This is a genomic window from Streptomyces durocortorensis (assembly GCF_016901035.1).
Classification (GTDB): domain Bacteria; phylum Actinomycetota; class Actinomycetes; order Streptomycetales; family Streptomycetaceae; genus Streptomyces; species Streptomyces durocortorensis.
In genome coordinates, this window is the sequence record NZ_JAFEUF010000015.1 from 49,369 (window position 1) to 66,693 (window position 17,325).

The 17,325-nt window shown below is 72.2% G+C and carries 17 protein-coding genes and 1 pseudogene; 4 read left to right on the plus strand and 14 right to left on the minus strand.

The features are described 5' to 3' along the window. Window positions 1-106 precede the first annotated feature (106 nt). The 8 genes and pseudogenes from JS521_RS05525 to JS521_RS05560 all read right to left on the minus strand — a co-directional run bounded on the left by JS521_RS05525 (window position 107) and on the right by JS521_RS05560 (window position 7,508). Entirely contained in the window at window positions 107-898 is a 792-nt protein-coding gene (locus JS521_RS05525) for a DUF3159 domain-containing protein (protein WP_205081592.1), read from the minus strand. A gap of 3 nt (window positions 899-901) precedes the next feature. After that, entirely contained in the window at window positions 902-1,327 is a 426-nt protein-coding gene (locus tag JS521_RS05530; RefSeq protein ID WP_175466131.1) for an OB-fold nucleic acid binding domain-containing protein, read from the minus strand. A gap of 75 nt (window positions 1,328-1,402) precedes the next feature. Continuing rightward, window positions 1,403-1,993 (minus strand): annotated as a pseudogene (locus JS521_RS05535) (winged helix-turn-helix domain-containing protein); the annotation flags it as partial. Continuing rightward, on the minus strand, window positions 1,993-4,536 hold the full coding sequence (locus JS521_RS05540; RefSeq protein WP_205081593.1) for a DUF4118 domain-containing protein: 2,544 nt from the start codon (window positions 4,534-4,536) through the stop codon (window positions 1,993-1,995). The gene JS521_RS05540 and the pseudogene JS521_RS05535, both read right to left, overlap by 1 nt. 183 nt (window positions 4,537-4,719) lie before the next feature. Then, the gene (locus JS521_RS05545; protein WP_205081594.1) at window positions 4,720-5,454 is read right to left on the minus strand and encodes an ABC transporter ATP-binding protein; all 735 of its coding nucleotides are present in this window, start codon (window positions 5,452-5,454) and stop codon (window positions 4,720-4,722) included. A gap of 167 nt (window positions 5,455-5,621) precedes the next feature. Further along, the gene (locus JS521_RS05550) at window positions 5,622-6,395 is read right to left on the minus strand and encodes a DUF3710 domain-containing protein (protein ID WP_205081595.1); all 774 of its coding nucleotides are present in this window, start codon (window positions 6,393-6,395) and stop codon (window positions 5,622-5,624) included. A gap of 1 nt (window position 6,396) precedes the next feature. Beyond that, entirely contained in the window at window positions 6,397-6,927 is a 531-nt protein-coding gene (dut, locus tag JS521_RS05555; RefSeq protein ID WP_205081596.1) for a dUTP diphosphatase, read from the minus strand. Further along, complete coding sequence (locus tag JS521_RS05560; protein WP_029182603.1) at window positions 6,924-7,508, minus strand: PaaI family thioesterase; 585 nt, start codon at window positions 7,506-7,508, stop codon at window positions 6,924-6,926. Before JS521_RS05560 ends, dut begins: the two co-directional genes overlap by 4 nt. A gap of 58 nt (window positions 7,509-7,566) precedes the next feature. Between JS521_RS05560 and JS521_RS05565 the strand changes: the two genes are divergently transcribed. Next, entirely contained in the window at window positions 7,567-8,025 is a 459-nt protein-coding gene (locus JS521_RS05565) for a DUF3093 domain-containing protein (RefSeq protein WP_205081597.1), read from the plus strand. Window positions 8,026-8,082: 57 nt separating this feature from the next. On the opposite strand, the gene JS521_RS05570 is transcribed toward JS521_RS05565, so the two are convergent. The 4 genes from JS521_RS05570 to JS521_RS05585 all read right to left on the minus strand — a co-directional run bounded on the left by JS521_RS05570 (window position 8,083) and on the right by JS521_RS05585 (window position 11,662). Further along, window positions 8,083-9,045 carry a hypothetical protein gene (locus JS521_RS05570; protein ID WP_205081598.1) on the minus strand — a complete coding sequence of 321 codons (963 nt, stop codon included), beginning with the start codon at window positions 9,043-9,045 and terminating at the stop codon, window positions 8,083-8,085. Window positions 9,046-9,058: 13 nt separating this feature from the next. After that, complete coding sequence (locus JS521_RS05575; RefSeq protein WP_003965732.1) at window positions 9,059-9,355, minus strand: DUF4193 domain-containing protein; 297 nt, start codon at window positions 9,353-9,355, stop codon at window positions 9,059-9,061. 403 nt (window positions 9,356-9,758) lie between these two features. Continuing rightward, window positions 9,759-11,003 carry a sensor histidine kinase gene (locus JS521_RS05580; protein ID WP_205081599.1) on the minus strand — a complete coding sequence of 415 codons (1,245 nt, stop codon included), beginning with the start codon at window positions 11,001-11,003 and terminating at the stop codon, window positions 9,759-9,761. A 5-nt stretch (window positions 11,004-11,008) separates the two neighbouring features. Next, window positions 11,009-11,662, minus strand: coding sequence for a response regulator transcription factor (locus JS521_RS05585; RefSeq protein WP_006128158.1), 654 nt, complete (start codon window positions 11,660-11,662; stop codon window positions 11,009-11,011). 380 nt (window positions 11,663-12,042) lie between these two features. Here JS521_RS05585 and JS521_RS05590 point away from each other — a divergent pair, with 380 nt between their 5' ends. After that, a complete protein-coding gene (locus JS521_RS05590) occupies window positions 12,043-12,216 on the plus strand; it encodes a hypothetical protein (RefSeq protein WP_205081600.1) in 174 nt (57 codons plus the stop codon). A gap of 91 nt (window positions 12,217-12,307) precedes the next feature. Here the strand turns inward: JS521_RS05590 and JS521_RS05595 are convergent, their stop codons facing one another. Both JS521_RS05595 and JS521_RS05600 read right to left on the minus strand, forming a co-directional pair. Beyond that, window positions 12,308-13,108 carry an inositol monophosphatase family protein gene (locus JS521_RS05595; protein WP_205081601.1) on the minus strand — a complete coding sequence of 267 codons (801 nt, stop codon included), beginning with the start codon at window positions 13,106-13,108 and terminating at the stop codon, window positions 12,308-12,310. Window positions 13,109-13,165: 57 nt separating this feature from the next. Further along, window positions 13,166-14,293: a ferrochelatase gene (locus JS521_RS05600; protein WP_205081602.1), complete on the minus strand. Its 1,128-nt coding sequence runs from the start codon at window positions 14,291-14,293 to the stop codon at window positions 13,166-13,168. Between the two features lie 243 nt (window positions 14,294-14,536). Here JS521_RS05600 and JS521_RS05605 point away from each other — a divergent pair, with 243 nt between their 5' ends. Together JS521_RS05605 and JS521_RS05610 are read left to right on the plus strand one after the other, a co-directional pair. Next, window positions 14,537-15,781: an MFS transporter gene (locus JS521_RS05605; RefSeq protein WP_205081603.1), complete on the plus strand. Its 1,245-nt coding sequence runs from the start codon at window positions 14,537-14,539 to the stop codon at window positions 15,779-15,781. Then, on the plus strand, window positions 15,741-17,060 hold the full coding sequence (locus JS521_RS05610) for a D-arabinono-1,4-lactone oxidase (protein WP_205081604.1): 1,320 nt from the start codon (window positions 15,741-15,743) through the stop codon (window positions 17,058-17,060). Before JS521_RS05605 ends, JS521_RS05610 begins: the two co-directional genes overlap by 41 nt. Window positions 17,061-17,325: the final 265 nt, after the last annotated feature.

Below are 17,325 nucleotides of genomic sequence, written 5' to 3' on the forward strand. Positions count from 1 at the left end.
CCCCCCGCCCCCCCCCGCCCGCCCCCCGCCCCCCCCCCCCGGGGGGCCGGGCCCCCCCCCCCCCCCGCGGGCGCCGGGCCCCCCCTTCCCGTGCGGCGTGCGGAGGTCAGGCCTCCGGGTCGCGGACCGCGGCGGCGGCCTGCGCCTTGCGCTCCTTCTCGGCCTGTTCCTCGGCCTCCATCTCGGCGAAGACGTCGATGGGCGGGGGCGCCTTCGCGAGGAAGATCCAGGTCAGGTAGACCGCGAGCAGGAACGGCGGGATCTTCAGCGCGATGAGCACCCAGCCGAACTGGGTGGTGTCGGCCCACCAGTAGAGCGGGAAGAGGATCGCGCACTTGGCCAGCAGGATGAAGCCCCAGGCGTAGCTGGCCCTGGTGTACGCCTTCTTCCGGCCCGGGTTACGGGTCCGCCAGGAGAGGTTCTCCTTGAAGACCGGGCCGAGGATCAGACCGATCAGGGGTACGCCGGCGGCGGCGGTGGCGATGTAGGCGACCGACAGGCCCAGGGTGTAGAGCATGCCCGGCAGATAGAAGTCCTTGGCATCGCCCGTCATCTTCGCGAAGAGGATGCCGAAGGCCACCCCGAAGACGCCGCTGAAGGCGTGCTTGACGGTGTCCCGGCGGACCAGCCGGACGACGACGAGGACCAGGGACACCGCCAGGGCCGCGATGGCCGAGGCGTTCAGGTTCTTGTTGATGGTGAAGATCGTGACGAAGAGCAGCCCGGGGAGGACTGTCTCCACCATGCCGCGCACCCCGCCGAAGGCCTCGAAGAGGGCGGCCTCGGTGACGGCCTTCGACTCCGCGTCCTGCTGAGCGGCGTGCCTCCCGCCGGTGTGCCGCGGGTCGGTGCGGTGGGGCTGGTCCGTGTCGGACGTCGGCTTGTCGAGAGACGTCACCGGCTACTCCTTGCCGAGCGGTCGGAGTTCGTATGTGGGGTTGAACAGCACCCGGCGGCCGTGGCTCATGGCGACCCGCCCCGAGGCGATGATCCTGCGGCCGGGTTCTATGCCGACGATGGAACGGCGGCCGAGCCAGACCACGTCCAGCGGCTCGGTGCCGTCGAAGAGCTCCGCCTCCAGCGCGGGCACTCCGGCCCGGGGACGGAGGGTGACGGTCCGCAACGTACCAGCCACCTTCACGATCTGCCGGTCGGAGCACTCGGAGATCCGGGTGCATCCGGTGGCCTGCGCGTCCTCCCGCAGCTCCTGGGACTCCAGGTCCTCCTGGGAGCTGGAGAGCCGGTCGAGCATACGGCGGAAGCGCCCGGAAGGCTTCGCCGCCTTCCCGGCCTTCCCGGCTTTCTCGGATCGGGGAACAGCACTCATACCCGAAGAGTACCGGTCCTGCGGGCGGTACACCCGGGCCCGGGACGACCACTCGAAAGGGTGAGCCGGTGCGGGTCAGCCGCGTTCGAAGCGGTAGCCCATGCCCGGTTCGGTGACGAAGTGGCGGGGGTGCGAGGGGTCCGCCTCCAGCTTGCGGCGCAGCTGGGCCATGTAGACGCGCAGATAGTTGGTCTCGGTGCCGTAGGAGGGGCCCCAGACCTCCTGGAGGAGCTGTTTCTGGCTGACCAGGCGGCCGGCGTTGCGGACGAGGACCTCCAGCAGGTGCCATTCGGTGGGGGTGAGGCGTACGTCGCGGCCGGCCCGGTGCGCCTTCTTCGCCGCCAGGTCGACGGTGAAGCCGGCGGTCTCGACGAGGGCGATGTCCTCGGCGCCGCCCTCCTGGCCGACCGGTTCCGCCCTACGTACCGAGGCGCGGAGCCGGGCCAGCAGCTCGTCCATGCCGAACGGCTTGGTGACGTAGTCGTCCGCCCCGGCGTCCAGGGCCTCCACCTTCTCGTCGGAGGTCTGCCGCGCGGAGAGGACCAGGATCGGGATCCGGGTCCAGCCGCGCAGGCCCCTGATCACCTCGACCCCGTCCATGTCGGGCAGCCCGAGGTCGAGGAGGACGACGTCCGGGTGGCGGGCGGCGGACGCCCCGAGCCGGGTCACGAGGTGGCCTGGGCCGGCAGTTCGGGCTCGGCCCTGGCCCCGCGCGGCGCGGCGGCGAGGGTCAGGACCATGGTCAGCCCACCGCCGGGGGTGTCCTCGGCGTCCAGCGTGCCGCCCATGGCCTCGGCGAAGCCCCGGGAGACGGCGAGGCCGAGGCCCACGCCGGCGCCGCGCGGAGCGTCCCCGTACCGCTGGAAGGGCTCGAAGATCCGTTCCTTGGCCTCGTCGGGAACGCCCCGGCCCCGGTCCACCACCCGCAGCTCGACCCGGTCCCCGAGGGCGCTGGCGGCCACGGCGACCGGCTCCCGGCCGGGGTGGTACTTGACGGCGTTCTCCACGATGTTGGCGACGACCCGCTCCAGCAGCCCGGGGTCGACGGCGACCATGGGCAGGGTCTCGGGGATGTCGAGGTCGACGCTGCCCTCCGGGACGCCGCCGAGCGCCATGGGGACCACCTCGTCGAGGTCGATCTCGCGGATCAGAGGGGTCACGGTGCCGGTCTGGAGGCGGGACATGTCCAGCAGGTTGCCGACGAGGTGGTCCAGCCGGTCCGCGCCGTCCTCGATGCCTTCCAGCAGCTCCGCCTCGTCCGCCTCGGACCAGGCGACGTCGTCGGAGCGCAGCGAGCTGACGGCGGCCTTGATGGCGGCCAGCGGGGTACGCAGGTCGTGGCTGACGGCGGCGAGCAGGGCGGTCCTGATCCGGTTGCCCTCGGCGAGCCTGCGGGCCTGCTCGGCTTCCCAGACCAGGCGCTGGCGGTCCAGGACCACGGCGGCCTGCGCGGCGAACGCGCCGAGCACCCGGCGGTCCTCGGCGGGCAGCACCCGGCCGGACAGCGCGAGGGCCATGTTGTCGCCGACCGGCATGTCCACGTCGGCGTCGTCGGGGCGGGTGACCGGGGCAGGTCCCACGGATCCGGCGCAGGTCCACGGCTCGACGTCGCTGCTGCGCTCCAGCAGGGCGACGGACTCCATGGCGAACGTCTCGCGGACCCTCTCCAGCAGGGCGTCCAGGGCGGTCTCGCCGCGCAGCACGCTGCCCGCGAGGAAGGAGAGGATCTCCGACTCGGCGCGCAGCCGGGCGGCCTGGTGGGTGCGCCGGGCCGCGAGGTCGACCACGGAGGAGACCGCCACCGCCACCGCGAAGAAGATCACGATGGCGACGAGGTTCTCCGGGTCCTGGACGGTCAGGGTGTGGGTGGGCGGGGTGAACCAGTAGTTCAGGAGCAGGCAGCCGACGGCGGCCGAGGCCAGCGCGGGTCTCAGCCCACCGAGCAGGGCGGCGGCCACCGTCAGGAAGAGGAAGAGCAGGACGTCGTTGGCGAGGCCGGGTGCGTCCTCCATGGAGCGCAGCACCACCGCGAGCAGGACCGGGCCGACGACGCCGACGAGCCAGCCCCAGATGATCCGGGCGCGGCCGAGCCGGGCGCCCCGGGCGATCGGCAGGCCGCGGCCCTTGGCGACCTCTTCGTGGGTGACGATGTGGACGTCGAGGTCGGGGCCCGACTCGCGGGCGACGGTCGCGCCGACCCCGGGACCGTAGATGTACTGCCAGGTCTTGCGGCGGCTGGAGCCCAGCACGATCTGGGTGGAGTTGACGCCCCGGGCGAACTCCAGCAGGGCGGCGGGTATGTCGTCGCCGATCACGTGGTGGAAGCTGCCGCCGAGGTCCTCGACCAGGGTGCGCTGGACCGCCAGCTCCTTCGGGGAGGCGGAGGTCAGGCCGTCGCTGCGGGCGATGTAGACCGCGAGGATCTCGCTGCCGGAGCCCTTGGCCGCCATCCGGGAGGCGCGGCGGATGAGGGTGCGGCCCTCGGGCCCGCCGGTCAGCCCGACGACGATGCGCTCGCGGGCCTGCCAGGTGGTGCGGATGTTGTGCTCGCCCCGGTACTGCTGGAGGTATTCGTCGACCCGGTCGGCGACCCAGAGCAGGGCCAGCTCGCGCAGGGCGGTGAGGTTGCCGGGGCGGAAGTAGTTCGAGAGGGCGGCGTCCATCTTGTCGGGCTGGTAGATGTTGCCGTGCGCCATCCGGCGGCGCAGCGCCTGGGGCGACATGTCGACCAGCTCGATCTGGTCGGCCCGGCGCACCACCTCGTCCGGGACGGTCTCGCGCTGCCGCACCCCCGTGATCGACTCGACGACGTCGCCGAGCGACTCCAGGTGCTGGATGTTGACCGTGGATATGACGTCGATCCCGGCCTTCAGCAGCTCCTCGACGTCCTGCCAGCGCTTGGCGTTGCGGGAGCCGGGGACGTTGGTGTGGGCCAGCTCGTCGACCAGGGCGACGGCCGGGGCGCGTTCCAGGACGGCGTCGACGTCCATCTCGGTGAAGACGGCGCCCCGGTAGCTGATCTCGCTGCGGCGGACCTGCTCCAGGCCGTGCAGCAGCACCTCGGTGCGCGGCCGGGCGTGGTGCTCCACGAAGGCCACCACGCAGTCGGTGCCGCGCTCGACCCTGCGGTGCGCCTCGGAGAGCATCGCGTACGTCTTGCCGACGCCCGGTGCCGCGCCCAGGTAGATCCGGAGTGTGCCGCGTCCCATGGCCCCATTGTCTTCTTCCGTCCGGCCGTGTCGTGCGGAGGGCCGGTGGCGGGCCCGGTGCGGCCGCCGTCCTCGACGCTACTCCGCCGCGGCCCGTGGTTCGGTCCGGGGAGTGCAGGTGAGGAGGGTATTGACGGAACTCTGATGCGCGGCGACGAGCACGAAGAGGGGTGGGGCCGGGGCTCAGCCCTGCTCGACGATATGGCCGTCGCTCAGCTCCAGGACCCGGTCGGCGAGGCCCAGCAGCTGGGGGTCGTGGGTGGCGACGAGGGCGGTGACGTGCTCGCTGCGGACGACCGCGCGGAGCAGTTCCATCACGGCGAGGCCGGTCTCGGCGTCGAGCTGTCCGGTGGGCTCGTCGGCGATCAGGAGGGCGGGGCGGTTGGCCAGCGCGCGGGCGATGGCGACGCGCTGCTGCTGGCCGCCGGAGAGCTCGCCGGGGCGCTGCTCGGCGTGGTCGGCGAGGCCGACGAGGGAGAGCAGCAGGGCGACCCGCTCGTCGCGCTCGGCCGGGTCGGCCTTGCGCAGCCGCAGCGGTACGCCGACGTTCTCGGCGGCGGTCAGGATCGGGATGAGGCCGAAGGACTGGAAGATGAAGCCGACCCGGTCCCGGCGCAGCTCCAGCAGGCCCTTCTCGCCGAGCCCGCCCAGCTCGGTGCCGTCGACGGTGATCCGGCCGCCGTCGGGGGTGTCCAGGCCGCCGACCAGGTTGAGCAGGGTGGTCTTGCCGGAGCCGGAGCGGCCCTTGAGCGCGACCAGCTCACCGCGGGGGATCTGGAAGGAGACGCCGCGCAGGGCGTGCACGGCCGCCGCTCCGCTGCCGTACGAGCGGTGCAGATCCTCGACCGTGACCATGGCGCTGCGGGCCGGGTCCTCGGCGAGGGCCGTGGCGGACTGCCCGCCGGTGCTCTCGGTCATGCTGCTCCCCCGTCGTCCTCACGTGATGCGCGTCGTCGCCCGCCAAGTATGTGTGGCGGCACACGGCCGGGCAATGGCCGGTGGCCGTCACGCACGAAGGCCGGGGGGCCGCACCCGGGAAGGGGTGCGGCCCCCCGGCCGATGCTGCGAGGTATCGCGGGGTGAGGCTAGCGGACCTCGGTGATCTCGGGGCCGCGCTGGAGCTGGCCCATGCCGCCGGAGAACCTGGAATTCTCCTGGTCCTCCTGCTGCACGCCCTCGGGCACCATCTGGGCATCGTTGGGGAGCTTGAGGACGATCGGGTCGCGGGGGGCCATCGGGCCGTCGCCGCGGACGACCACGGTGTCCCGGAAGATCGTCTCCAGCAGTCCGGCGGCCTCCGGCTGGACGGCGCCCTGGCCGGAGATGACTCCACGCAGGAACCAGCGGGGTCCGTCGACGCCGACGAAACGCACGAGCTGCACTCCGCCCGTGCCGTCCGGGAGCTGTACGGGGACCTGCGCGCGCAGCTCCCAGCCCAGCGGGCCCTCGACCTCGTCGATGACGCCGCCCTGCTGGGTGATGCCCGAGGCGATCTCGTCGCGGACCTCGCCCCAGATGCCCTCCTTCTTGGGGGCGGCGAAGGCCTGCAGCTGGACCGCACTGTCGCGCAGCACCACGGTGGCGGCGACGATCGCGTCCCCCGCCACCTCGACGCGCAGTTCCATGCCCTCGACCCCGGGGACGAAGATGCCGCCCAGGTCGACCCGGCCCTCGCCGGGCTGGGAGACCTCGGTGCTGTCCCAGGGTCCGTCCGGCCGGGGGGCCGGCGGAAGATTCATCCGACGAGAGCCCCCGGCGGCGGTGTCGCCGTCCTCGGGCTCGTCGGCGACCTGCTCGGCCTCGCGCACCTCGTCCGCCGCGTCCTCGGCGGAACCACTCTTCTTGCGACGTCCGAACACGTCACTGTCCTTCCCGGTCGGATACGACCGAAGCGTAGCTGTTCCCACCGTGGGTGATCCCGCCCTCGGCGCCGTCCACCGACGCGTGGCCGCCGGTGGACCCGAAGCCCCCTTCGGCCCGCGCCGAGCCAGGAAGTTCCGCCACCTCGTGGAAGCGCACCTTCTCGACCTGCTGGACAACCAATTGGGCAATCCGGTCGAACCGTTCGAATCGCACGCTCTCGCGCGGATCCAGGTTGACCACGATCACCTTGATCTCCCCACGGTACCCGGCATCAACCGTCCCTGGGGCATTCACGAGGGCCACTCCGCAGCGGGCTGCGAGGCCGGAGCGCGGGTGCACGAACGCGGCGTACCCGTCGGGGAGCGCGATCGAGACCCCGGTGGGCAGCACCGCACGCTCACCGGGGGCGAGTTCGGCGGCCTCGGTGGTCACCAGGTCGGCCCCGGCGTCACCCGGGTGCCCGTACGCCGGAATCGGCACATCCGGGTCGGTCCGGCGGATCAGTACGTCGACGGGGTTGCGGCTCACGGGTTCACCTCGAAGGCGCGGGCGCGCCGGACCTGGTCGGGGTCGGACATGGCCGCCTGGATCTCGGCGGGCCTGCCGTTGTCGATGAAGTGGTCGACCTTGACCTCGATGAAGAGGGCGTCGGCCCGGACCGCGACGGGACCTTCGGGGCCGCCGATCCGGCCGGTGGCGGTGGAGTAGATCTTCCGGCCGTGCACGGCGGTGATCCTGGCGTCGAGGTGCAGCACGGTGTCCACGGGGACGGGGCGGACGAAGTCGGTCTCCAGCCGTCCGGTCACCGCGATCGTGCGCAGCAGCCAGTTCAGCGAGCCGAGGGTCTCGTCCAGCGCCGTGGCGAGCACGCCGCCGTGGGCGAGGCCCGGGGCGCCCTGGTGGGCGGGCTGCACGGTGAACTCGGCGGTGACGCTCACGCCTTCACCGGCCCGCGCCATCAGGTGCAGTCCGTGCGGCTGTCCCCCGCCGCAGCCGAAACAGTGTTCGTAGTGCGCTCCGAGGAGCTCGCCGGGGGCGGGCGCGTCGGGGTGCCGGACCGGCGCGACGGCGTCGGCCGGGGGTGTCAGAGCTGCTGATGTTCCACTCACAGGCGCAGACCTTACCCGCGCGGCGGTGCGCCGGTCGCGCCGTGCCAAGCTTGGTTCCATGCAGCCTTCCGCACCGCCCTTCGACGAACGTCTCACCGCGCCCCGCTCCTGGTGGTTCGTCGCCTTCGGGGTCGGCATCGCCTGCGCTCTGATGCTGCTGCCGCTGGGCACCCTGCCGATGCTCGCCGGGCTGGTCGGCGGTACGGCCGCGGCGGCCCTCGTGGTGAGCGGTTACGGCTCCGCCCGGATCCGGGTGGTGGCGGGGGCGCTCGTCGCCGGCGAGGCCCGCATCCCGCTGTCGGCGCTCGGCGAGCCCGAGGTGCTGGACGCCGAGGAGGCGCGGGCCTGGCGCACGCACAAGGCGGACGCCCGGGCGTTCATGCTGCTGCGCGGCTATGTGCAGACGGCGGTGCGGGTGGAGGTCACGGACCCGGAGGACCCGACTCCGTACGTCTATCTCTCCACCCGGGATCCGCGGGGCCTGGCGGCGGCGCTGAGCGCCGTACCGACCGCCTGAGCGGTCGTCCGGCGCAGGCCCCTCAGAGGCCCTCGGTCGCCGGGCCGGCCGGAGCCTTCAGGTGCCCTCGATCTCCTTGGGCAGCTCGGCCGGGTTCAGGGGCTGCTCCAGCGGCGGCAGCGCGGGCAGCCGGTCCCAGGGGACCTGGTGTTCGCGCAGGTCGTTCCTGACGCGGTCGGCGAGCTTGCGGGTGTCGCGGCGGTTCATCGTGGCGCCGACGGCGGCGCCGATCATGAACGGGATCAGGTTGGGTAGATTGCGCGCCATGCGCTTCATGATCTGCTGGCGCAGCTCACGCTTCATCTGGCCGCCGAGGGCGGCGTTGAGCGTGGTGGGCCGGGTGACGTCGATGCCGCGCTCCTCCGTCCACGACGTCAGATACGCGGTGCTGCGCTGGCCGACATTGCCCGGGGGGCGGCGGCCGTAGACCTCGTGGAGCTCGGCGACGAGCTTCATCTCGATCGCGGCGACGCCGGTCACCTCGGCCGCCAGCTCGGCGAGCATGGCGGGCGGTACGGGCATCATGGCGGCGGCGCCGATGCCGGCGCCGACGGTCGCGGTGCCCCGGCAGGCTCCCGTGACCAGCTTGTCGGCCAGCTCCTCGGGCCCCAGCCCGGGAAACTGCCTGCGCAGGGTGGCGAGGTCGCGCACCGGCACACGCGGGGCCGTGTCGATGATGCGGTCGGCCAGCTGTGCCGCCAGCGCCTTGGCGCTCTCCCCGCTCTTGCGTACGCCCCGTTTCACTGCGTGCAGGCGGCCTCCGGTCGTGGGCTCCGCCCCGTCCTGCTGTTCCTGCTCCGCGGCCAGGTCCGGCAGTGGTGCCGCCCCGGCCACTTCGAGCGAGGCCGAACGGCCTCGCTCGTCGTCGGAACCGCCGGAGTGATCCGGCGGGGTGGCGGACCGCTCGGCAGACGCGTGACCGCCTTCTGCCGGGCCTGTGCCGCCGGTACCGTCCTGATGGGCCTGCTGGCCGTGCCGACGCCAGGGGCGCCGCTTCCGGAACGGTGTCTCGCCTGCCACGGCCGACTCGACCTCAGTCGCAGTCGCGGCAGATGGGCTGGCCGTTCTTCTCGCGGGCCAGCTGGCTGCGGTGGTGCACCAGGAAGCAGCTCATGCAGGTGAACTCGTCGGCCTGCTTGGGCAGCACCCGGACGGCCAGCTCCTCGTTGGAGAGGTCCGCGCCGGGCAGCTCCAGGCCCTCGGCCGCGTCGAACTCGTCGACGTCGACGGCGGAGGCCGTCTTGTCGCTCCGACGCGCCTTGAGCTCTTCGAGGCTGTCCTGGTCCACGTCGTCGTCGGTCTTGCGTGGGGTGTCGTAATCCGTTGCCATGTCGCTCTCCCCCTCTTGGGTGTCTAGGTGTCTCAGCGCACGTAACGCGTGAGAGGCCGGACTTGTGCCCGACCTGAGGCGGAGATTTTGCCTCACATCAAGGTCTGTTACTCAATCGACACCCAACCGGGCACCTCGGCGAGGCTCGGCTTGGGTGGCGATGGGGACCGTACACGGTCCCGACTGTGCAGTTCACGGGCGCCACCCCGTGTACTTCCCGTGATAACGATCCCCGAAAACCCGGACGATTACCGGCTTTCCGACAGAGTCGTGATCACGGAGAGTAGAAGGCCGGAAAATCGACCCTGTGATCGATCACACACGACCCGCCCGGGAACGGGTCCTGAAAATTCCGCCCAAAGCGAACATGAAGATTCGGTGCAGAGTCACACCGTGCAGCCTCTCAGACCGGCAGGGTGACGCGCATCACGAGACCACCGCCCTCGCGGGGCTCCGCGATGATACGGCCTCCGTGGGCCCGCGCGACGGACCGGGCGATCGACAGGCCGAGCCCGACGCCCTTGTCGCTGCCCGTGCGCTCCGTACGCAGCCGTCTGAAGGGCTCGAAGAGGTTGTCGATCTCGTAGGCGGGGACCACCGGGCCGGTGTTCGAGACGACGAGCAGGGCCTGCCCGTCGCGGACCTCGGTGGTGACCTCCACCCAGCCGTCCTCGGGCACGTTGTAGCGCACGGCGTTCTGCACGAGGTTCAGGGCGATCCGCTCCAGCAGGACCCCGTTGCCCTGCACCCCGGCCGAGGCTCGCTCACCGCGGATCTCGACCTTCCTGGCCAGCGCCTCCGCCCGGGTCTGGTCGATGGCGCGCTCGGCGACCTCGGCCAGGTCGACCGGTTTGCGCTCGATGATCTGGTTGTCGCTGCGGGCCAGCAGCAGCAGGCCCTCGACCAGCTGCTCGCTGCGCTCGTTGGTGGCCAGCAGGGTCTTGCCGAGCTGATGGAGCTCGGGCGGGGCCTCCGGGTCGGAGAGATGGACCTCCAGCAGCGTGCGGTTGATCGCCAGCGGGGTGCGCAGCTCGTGCGAGGCGTTGCCGACGAACCGCTGCTGCGCGGTGAAGGCCCGCTCCAGCCGGTCCAGCATGTCGTCAAAGGTGTCCGCCAGCTCCTTCAGCTCGTCGTCCGGGCCGTCCAGCTCGATCCGCCGGGTGAGGTCGGTGCCGGCCACCCGACGCGCGGTCCGGGTGATCCGGCCGAGCGGGGACAGGACGCGTCCGGCCATGGCGTAACCGAAGGCGAAGGCCATCACGCTGAGGCCGACCAGGGCCAGGAGGGCCCGGTTGAGCAGGCTGTCCAGGGCGTGCTGCCGCTGGGCCGACGTACAGGCCTTGATGGCGTCGTTCAGCTGGTCGTTGTTGAGGGCCGCGCCGAGCTGCGGACAGGTGTCACTGGTGATCTGGACATTGGTCCCGGCGACCCGGAAGGCCACGCTTCCCGCGTCGTGGAGGGCCTGCGCGGCCAGCATGTAGATGATCGACAGCAGCACGATGCCCGCGATCAGGAACATCCCGCCGTACAGCAGCGTGAGCCGTATCCGGATGGTCGGGCGCAGCCAGGGGTACGGGGGCTCCTGCTGCTTCGGCTCCCAGGTGGGCTTCGGCGGAGCCGCGGGCGGCTGCTCCGGGGTGGTGGCCATGGTCCTCAGATCCGGTATCCGGAGCCCGGCACGGTGACGATGACGGGCGGTTCGCCGAGCTTGCGGCGGAGCGTCATGACCGTGACCCGCACCACGTTGGTGAAGGGGTCGGTGTTCTCGTCCCAGGCCTTCTCCAGCAGCTGTTCCGCCGAGACGACGGCGCCCTCGCTGCGCATCAGGACCTCCAGCACGGCGAACTCCTTCGGCGCGAGCTGGATCTCCACCTCGTCGCGGAAGACCTCGCGGCGGTTCGGGTCGAGCTTGATGCCGGCGCGCTCCAGGACGGGCGGCAGCGCCACCGTCGTACGGCGGCCCAGCGCGCGGACCCGGGCGGTCAGCTCGCTGAAGGCGAAGGGCTTGGGCAGATAGTCGTCGGCCCCCAGCTCCAGGCCCTCGACCCGGTCGCTGACGTCGCCGGAAGCGGTGAGCATGAGCACCCGGGTGGGCATGCCGAGTTCGACGATCTTGCGGCAGACATCGTCCCCGTGCACCACCGGGAGGTCCCGGTCCAGCACCACGACGTCGTAGTCGTTGACCCCGATGCGCTCCAGGGCCGCGGCACCGTCGTAGACGACGTCGACGGCCATGGCCTCCCGGCGCAGTCCGGTGGCCACCGCATCGGCGAGCAGCTGCTCGTCCTCGACGACGAGTACGCGCACGGCGCAGTCCTTCCTTCGGTCCTTCGTCGGGTTCACAGAGCGAGCGGCCCACACGGGGCCGCTCGGACACGGGCAGCCAGGCCGACCGTGTGCCTCCATCCTGCCTTCAACACGCATAAACCGGCGGTAAGACGGCGGCGGGCCGGGCTTCCGGCGGCCTTCCCAGGGGAAACGGTCGGTTTCCCGGGCCAGTTGAGGTTTCTCTGAGCTGCGGCATGGGGAAGAGGGCTTCACACCCGCGATCACGCCTGTCCCGTGGCCTGCCACGGCCCGCCTCTTTTTCCCGGAGCGGCGGCGCGATCACCCGCTCCTCCGGCTCCCCGGCCGGGGGGATTCCGGGCACACCCCCGTGCCACCGACCCACGATGAGGGGGCGCATCATGGACGCTTTCACCGCAGGTCTGCTGCAACGCATCAAGACGACCGAGTCCGACCTCACGCGGGCGCGCGAGGACGGCGACGACTTCCTCGCGGACGTCGAGCAGGGCGAGCTGGACGATCTGCACCGGCTCGCCGCCGAGCACGGCGTGGAGATCGGCGCCACCACCGTCTGAGCCGTACGCCACAGGGCCCCGGATGCTGTCCAGGCATCCGGGGCCCTGTGCTGTGCCGCCGGGCTCTCAGTGCCCCACCAGGGGCTTGCGCTCAGTCGTGCCAGGCGCCCAGCTCGTCGAGAGCGGCCTGCAACGGCTCGAAGACGCCCGGGGTGGCGGCCACCGTCAGGTCGCCGTCGGCGGGCAGCCCGGGGCGGCCGCCGGTCAGCGCGCCCGCCTCCCGGGCGATGAGGTCGCCCGCGGCGAGGTCCCAGGGATGCAGCCCGCGCTCGTAGTAGCCGTCGAGCCGGCCCGCCGCCACGTCGCAGAGGTCCACGGCGGCCGAACCGCCGCGCCGGATGTCCCGGAGCCTGGGGATCAGCCGCTGGGCGACGTCCGCCTGGTGGGCGCGGACATGGGCGACGTAGTTGAAGCCGGTCGAGACGAGGGCCTGGTCCAGCGGCGCGGTGGGCCGGCAGCGCAGCGCTTCGCCGTTCGCGAACGCACCGCCGCCGAGCACCGCCTGGAACGTCTCCCGGCGCATCGGGGCCTCGACGACGCCCACGACCCGCTCGCCGTCGCGCTCGGCGGCGATGGATACCGCCCACGTCGGCAGGCCGTAGAGGTAGTTCACCGTGCCGTCGAGCGGGTCGATGACCCAGCGGATGCCGGTGGAGCCCGGGGAGCTGGCGCCCTCCTCGCCGAGGAAGCCGTCGTCGGGGCGGAAGTCGGTGAGGTAGCCGGTGATCAGCTTCTCGGCGGCGATGTCCATCTCGGTGACCACGTCGATGGGGCTGGACTTGGTCGCGGCCACCCCGAGATCGGCCGGGCGGCCGTCGCGCAGGAGGGCTCCGGCGCGCCGGGCGGCTTCAAGAGCGAGGTCGAGCAGTTCGGACAGGGCGGGGTCGGTCACGGTGCTCCCAGGTGATCGGTGCGCACGGTCGGGTGGTCGTACGGGCGGTCCTGCGGGCTACGCGTACGGGCTGTCGGCGCCCGCGGCGGCGGGCTTCGGGGCTCTGGCGGGGCAGCAGCCGACGGGGCAGAGGTCGTGGGAGGGCCCCAGCGACCCCAGCGCGCAGCGCTCGACCGCCCGGCCGCGCTCGCTCGCGGCACGCTCCAGGAGCAGGTCCCGTACGGCGGCGGCGAAGCGCGGGTCGTCGCCCACCGTGGCGGAGCGGCGGACCGGCAGACCGAGCTCGGCGGCCTTCGCCTTCGCCTCGGTGTCGAGGTCGTACAGCACCTCCATGTGGTCCGAGACGAAGCCGATGGGCGCCATCACGACCGCGGGGACGCCCTCGCCGTGCAGGGTCTCCAGGTGATCGCAGATGTCCGGCTCCAGCCACGGGATGTGCGGGGCGCCGCTGCGGGACTGGTAGACGAGCTGCCAGGGGTGCTCGACGCCGGTCTCGGCGCGCACCGCCTCGATGATCAGCCGGGCCACGTCGAGGTGCTCGGCGACGTACGCGCCGCCCTCGCCGTGTGCCTCCACCGGGCCGGAGGCATCAGCGGCGGACGTCGGGATGGAGTGGGTGGTGAACGCGATGTGCGCGCCCGCGCGGACGTCCTCGGGGAGGTCGGCGAGCGAGGCGAGGACGCCGTCGACCATGGGCTCGACGAAGCCGGGGTGGTTGAAGTAGTGCCGCAGCTTGTCGACCCGGGGCACGGGCAGCCCCTCGGCCTCCAGGGCGGCCAGCGCGTCGGCGAGGTTCTCGCGGTACTGCCGGCAGCCCGAGTAGGAGGCGTACGCGCTGGTGGCGATGACGGCGATGCGGCGGTGTCCGTCAGCGGTCATCTCGCGCAGGACGTCGGTCAGATACGGGGCCCAGTTGCGGTTGCCCCAGTAGATCGGGAGGTCGACCCCGTGGTCGGCGAAGTCCTTGCGGAGCGCGTCGAGCAGGGCGCGGTTCTGCGCGTTGATCGGGCTGACACCGCCGAAGAGGAAGTAGTGCTTGCCGACCTCCTTGAGGCGTTCCTCGGGGATGCCGCGGCCGCGGGTCACGTTCGCCAGGAACGGGACCACGTCGTCCGGGCCCTCGGGACCACCGAAGGAGAGCAGGAGCAGGGCGTCGTAGGGAGCGGGATCGCGCAGATCGGACATGGCATCGATCCTGCCACCCGCCTCCGACAGGGCGGCAACCGACATCCGACGCCTCGTCGGGAAAGCGCGGAACCCATGGCGGGGAGCCCGCCGGGGCCGCTCCGCCGGTCGGCCGGGAACCCCCGGCCGGGAACCAGCCGGACCGCTCCCCCGGTCCGTCCGGAATCCGGTGTCCGGGGCGTCCGCCCGCCCGTAAGCTGTATGGGCCAGCTACACGCATGACAGGCACGACCGGAGTTCCCCTTGCCCAGCCCCTACCGCGCCATCTTCTCCGCCCCCGGTACCAAGGGGTTCTCCGCCGCAGGCTTCTTCGGCCGGATGCCGTTGTCCATGATGGGCATCGGCATCGTGACGATGATCTCCCAGCTCACCGGCCGCTACGGGCTCGCCGGAGCCCTGTCGGCGACCCTGGCGATGGCGGCGGCGGTCTGCGGCCCCCAGGTCTCCCGGCTGGTCGACCGCTACGGGCAGCGCCGGGTGCTGCGCCCGGTCACACTCGTCGCGGTGGCGGCGGTGGCGGGTCTGCTGGTCTGCGCCCAGCAGGGGGCGCCGGAGTGGACGCTGTTCGTCTTCGCGGTGGGCGCGGGCTGTGTGCCGAGCGTGGGGTCGATGGTGCGGTCCCGCTGGGCGGAGATCTACCGGGGCTCAAGCCGAGATCTGCACACCGCGTACTCCTGGGAGTCGATCGTCGACGAGGTGTGCTTCATCTTCGGCCCGATCATCTCCATCGGCCTGTCCACCGCGTGGTTCCCGGAGGCCGGACCGCTGATCGCCGCCGGATTCCTGCTGGTCGGCGTCTTCTGGCTGACCGCGCAGCGCGCGACCGAGCCGGTGCCGCACCCGAAGTCGCAGCACACCGGGGGCTCGGCGCTGCGCTCGCCGGGGCTCCAGGTGCTGGTGGCCACCTTCGTGGCGACCGGCGCGATCTTCGGGGGCGTGGACGTGGTGACCGTGGCCTTCGCCGAGGAGCGCGGGCACAAGGCCGCGGCCTCCCTGGTGCTGGCCGTCTACGCGCTGGGCTCGTGTCTCGCGGGGGCCGTGTTCGGGCTGCTGCACCTGAAGGGGAACCCCGGGACCAGGTGGCTGGTGGGTGTCTGCGCGATGGCCGTGAGTATGATCCCCCTCCTACTGGCCGGGAACCTTCCGTTGCTGGCCGTGGCGCTCTTTGTCGCGGGCCTCGCCATCGCACCGACGATGGTCACCACCATGGCCCTCGTCGAAGCGCACGTACCGCGCACCAAGCTGACCGAGGGCATGACCTGGACCAGTACCGGGCTCGCGGTCGGAGTGGCGCTCGGCTCCTCGGCCGCCGGCTGGGTGGTCGACGCCGCCGGGGCGAAGGCGGGGTACGCGGTGCCCGCCGTGGCGGGAGCGCTCGCGGCGGCGGTGGCGTTCCTGGGTTATCGCCGGCTGGCCGGGCCGGCTGCGACGGGAGGGCGCGGGCAAGATGACCGAGACCTACGCACGGACGACGAGCGCGTGGCGTAACTGGGCGGGCACCGTCACCGCCCGGCCCGCCCGCACCGAGTCACCCGCGTCCGTGGACGAGCTCGCCGACGTGCTGCGCCGGGCGCACGCGGACGGCCTGCGGGTGAAGCCGGTCGGCGCGGGCCACTCCTTCACGGCGGCGGCCGCCACGGACGGGGTCCTGATACGCCCCGACCTGCTCACCGGAATCCGGGACATCGACCGCGAAACGATGACCGTGACGGTGGAGGCGGGCACTCCGCTCAAGCGGCTCAACACCGCGCTCGCCCGCGAGGGCCTGTCGCTCACCAACATGGGCGACATCATGGAGCAGACGATCGCCGGGGCGACCTCCACCGGTACGCACGGCACGGGCCGCGACTCGGCGTCCATATCCGCGCAGATCCGGGCGCTGGAGCTGGTCACCGCCGACGGCACGGTCCTGGTCTGCTCGGCCGTGGAGAACCCGGAGGTCTTCGCCGCGGCCCGGGTCGGGATCGGCGCCCTCGGGGTGATCACCGCCGTCACCCTGGCCGTGGAGCCTATCTTCCTGCTGACGGCCCGTGAGGAGCCGATGGGCTTCGACCGGGTCACCGCGGACTTCGACGCCCTGGTCGCCGAGAACGAGCACTTCGAGTTCTACTGGTTCCCGCACACCGGGAACTGCAACACCAAGCGCAACAACCGCAGCGCCGGTCCGGCCGCCCCGCCCGGCCGGGTGAGCAGCTGGATCGACGACGAGCTGCTGTCCAACGGGGTCTTCCAGGTGGCCTGTTCGCTCGGCCGCGCGGTCCCGGCGACGATCCCCTCGATCGCCAGGCTCTCCAGCCGGGCGCTGTCGGCGCGTACGTACACCGACATCCCGTACAAGGTGTTCACCAGCCCGCGCCGGGTGCGGTTCGTGGAGATGGAGTACGCCGTTCCGCGCGAGCAGGCGGTGACGGTGCTGCGGGAGCTGAAGGCCATGGTCGAGCGGTCCCCGCTGAAGATCAGCTTCCCGGTCGAGGTGCGCACCGCTCCGGCGGACGACATGGTCCTGTCGACCGCCTCGGGCCGGGACAGCGCGTACATCGCGGTCCACCTCTACAAGGGCACGCCCCACCGCTCGTACTTCACGGCGGTCGAGCGGATCATGACGGCGCACGCCGGCCGGCCGCACTGGGGCAAGATCCACACCCGGGACGCGTCCTACCTGTCCGAGGTCTACCCGCGCTTCGGCGAGTTCACCGCGCTGCGCGACCGGCTGGACCCGGACCGCCTGTTCGGCAACGACTACCTGCGGCGCGTGCTCGGCGACTGAGCCCGGCAGCGTTCCGGTACGACGTCGGCCCCGGTCCTCTCCCTTGCGGAGGGGGCCGGGGCCGATGTGCTGTGCGCGGTACGCCGGTGGGTCACTCGGCGTCGGCGCCGGGCGCGCCCTGCTCGCCCTGCCCGGGAGCGACGCCCGTTCCGGTCGAGGGTTCGCCGGTTCCGGTGTCGCCCGACTTCGACGGGGTGGGCGGCGTCGGTTCCGGCGTGGTCTCCCCGGCGGAACCGGAGCTGTGTAATATAAACAACATAAGCAT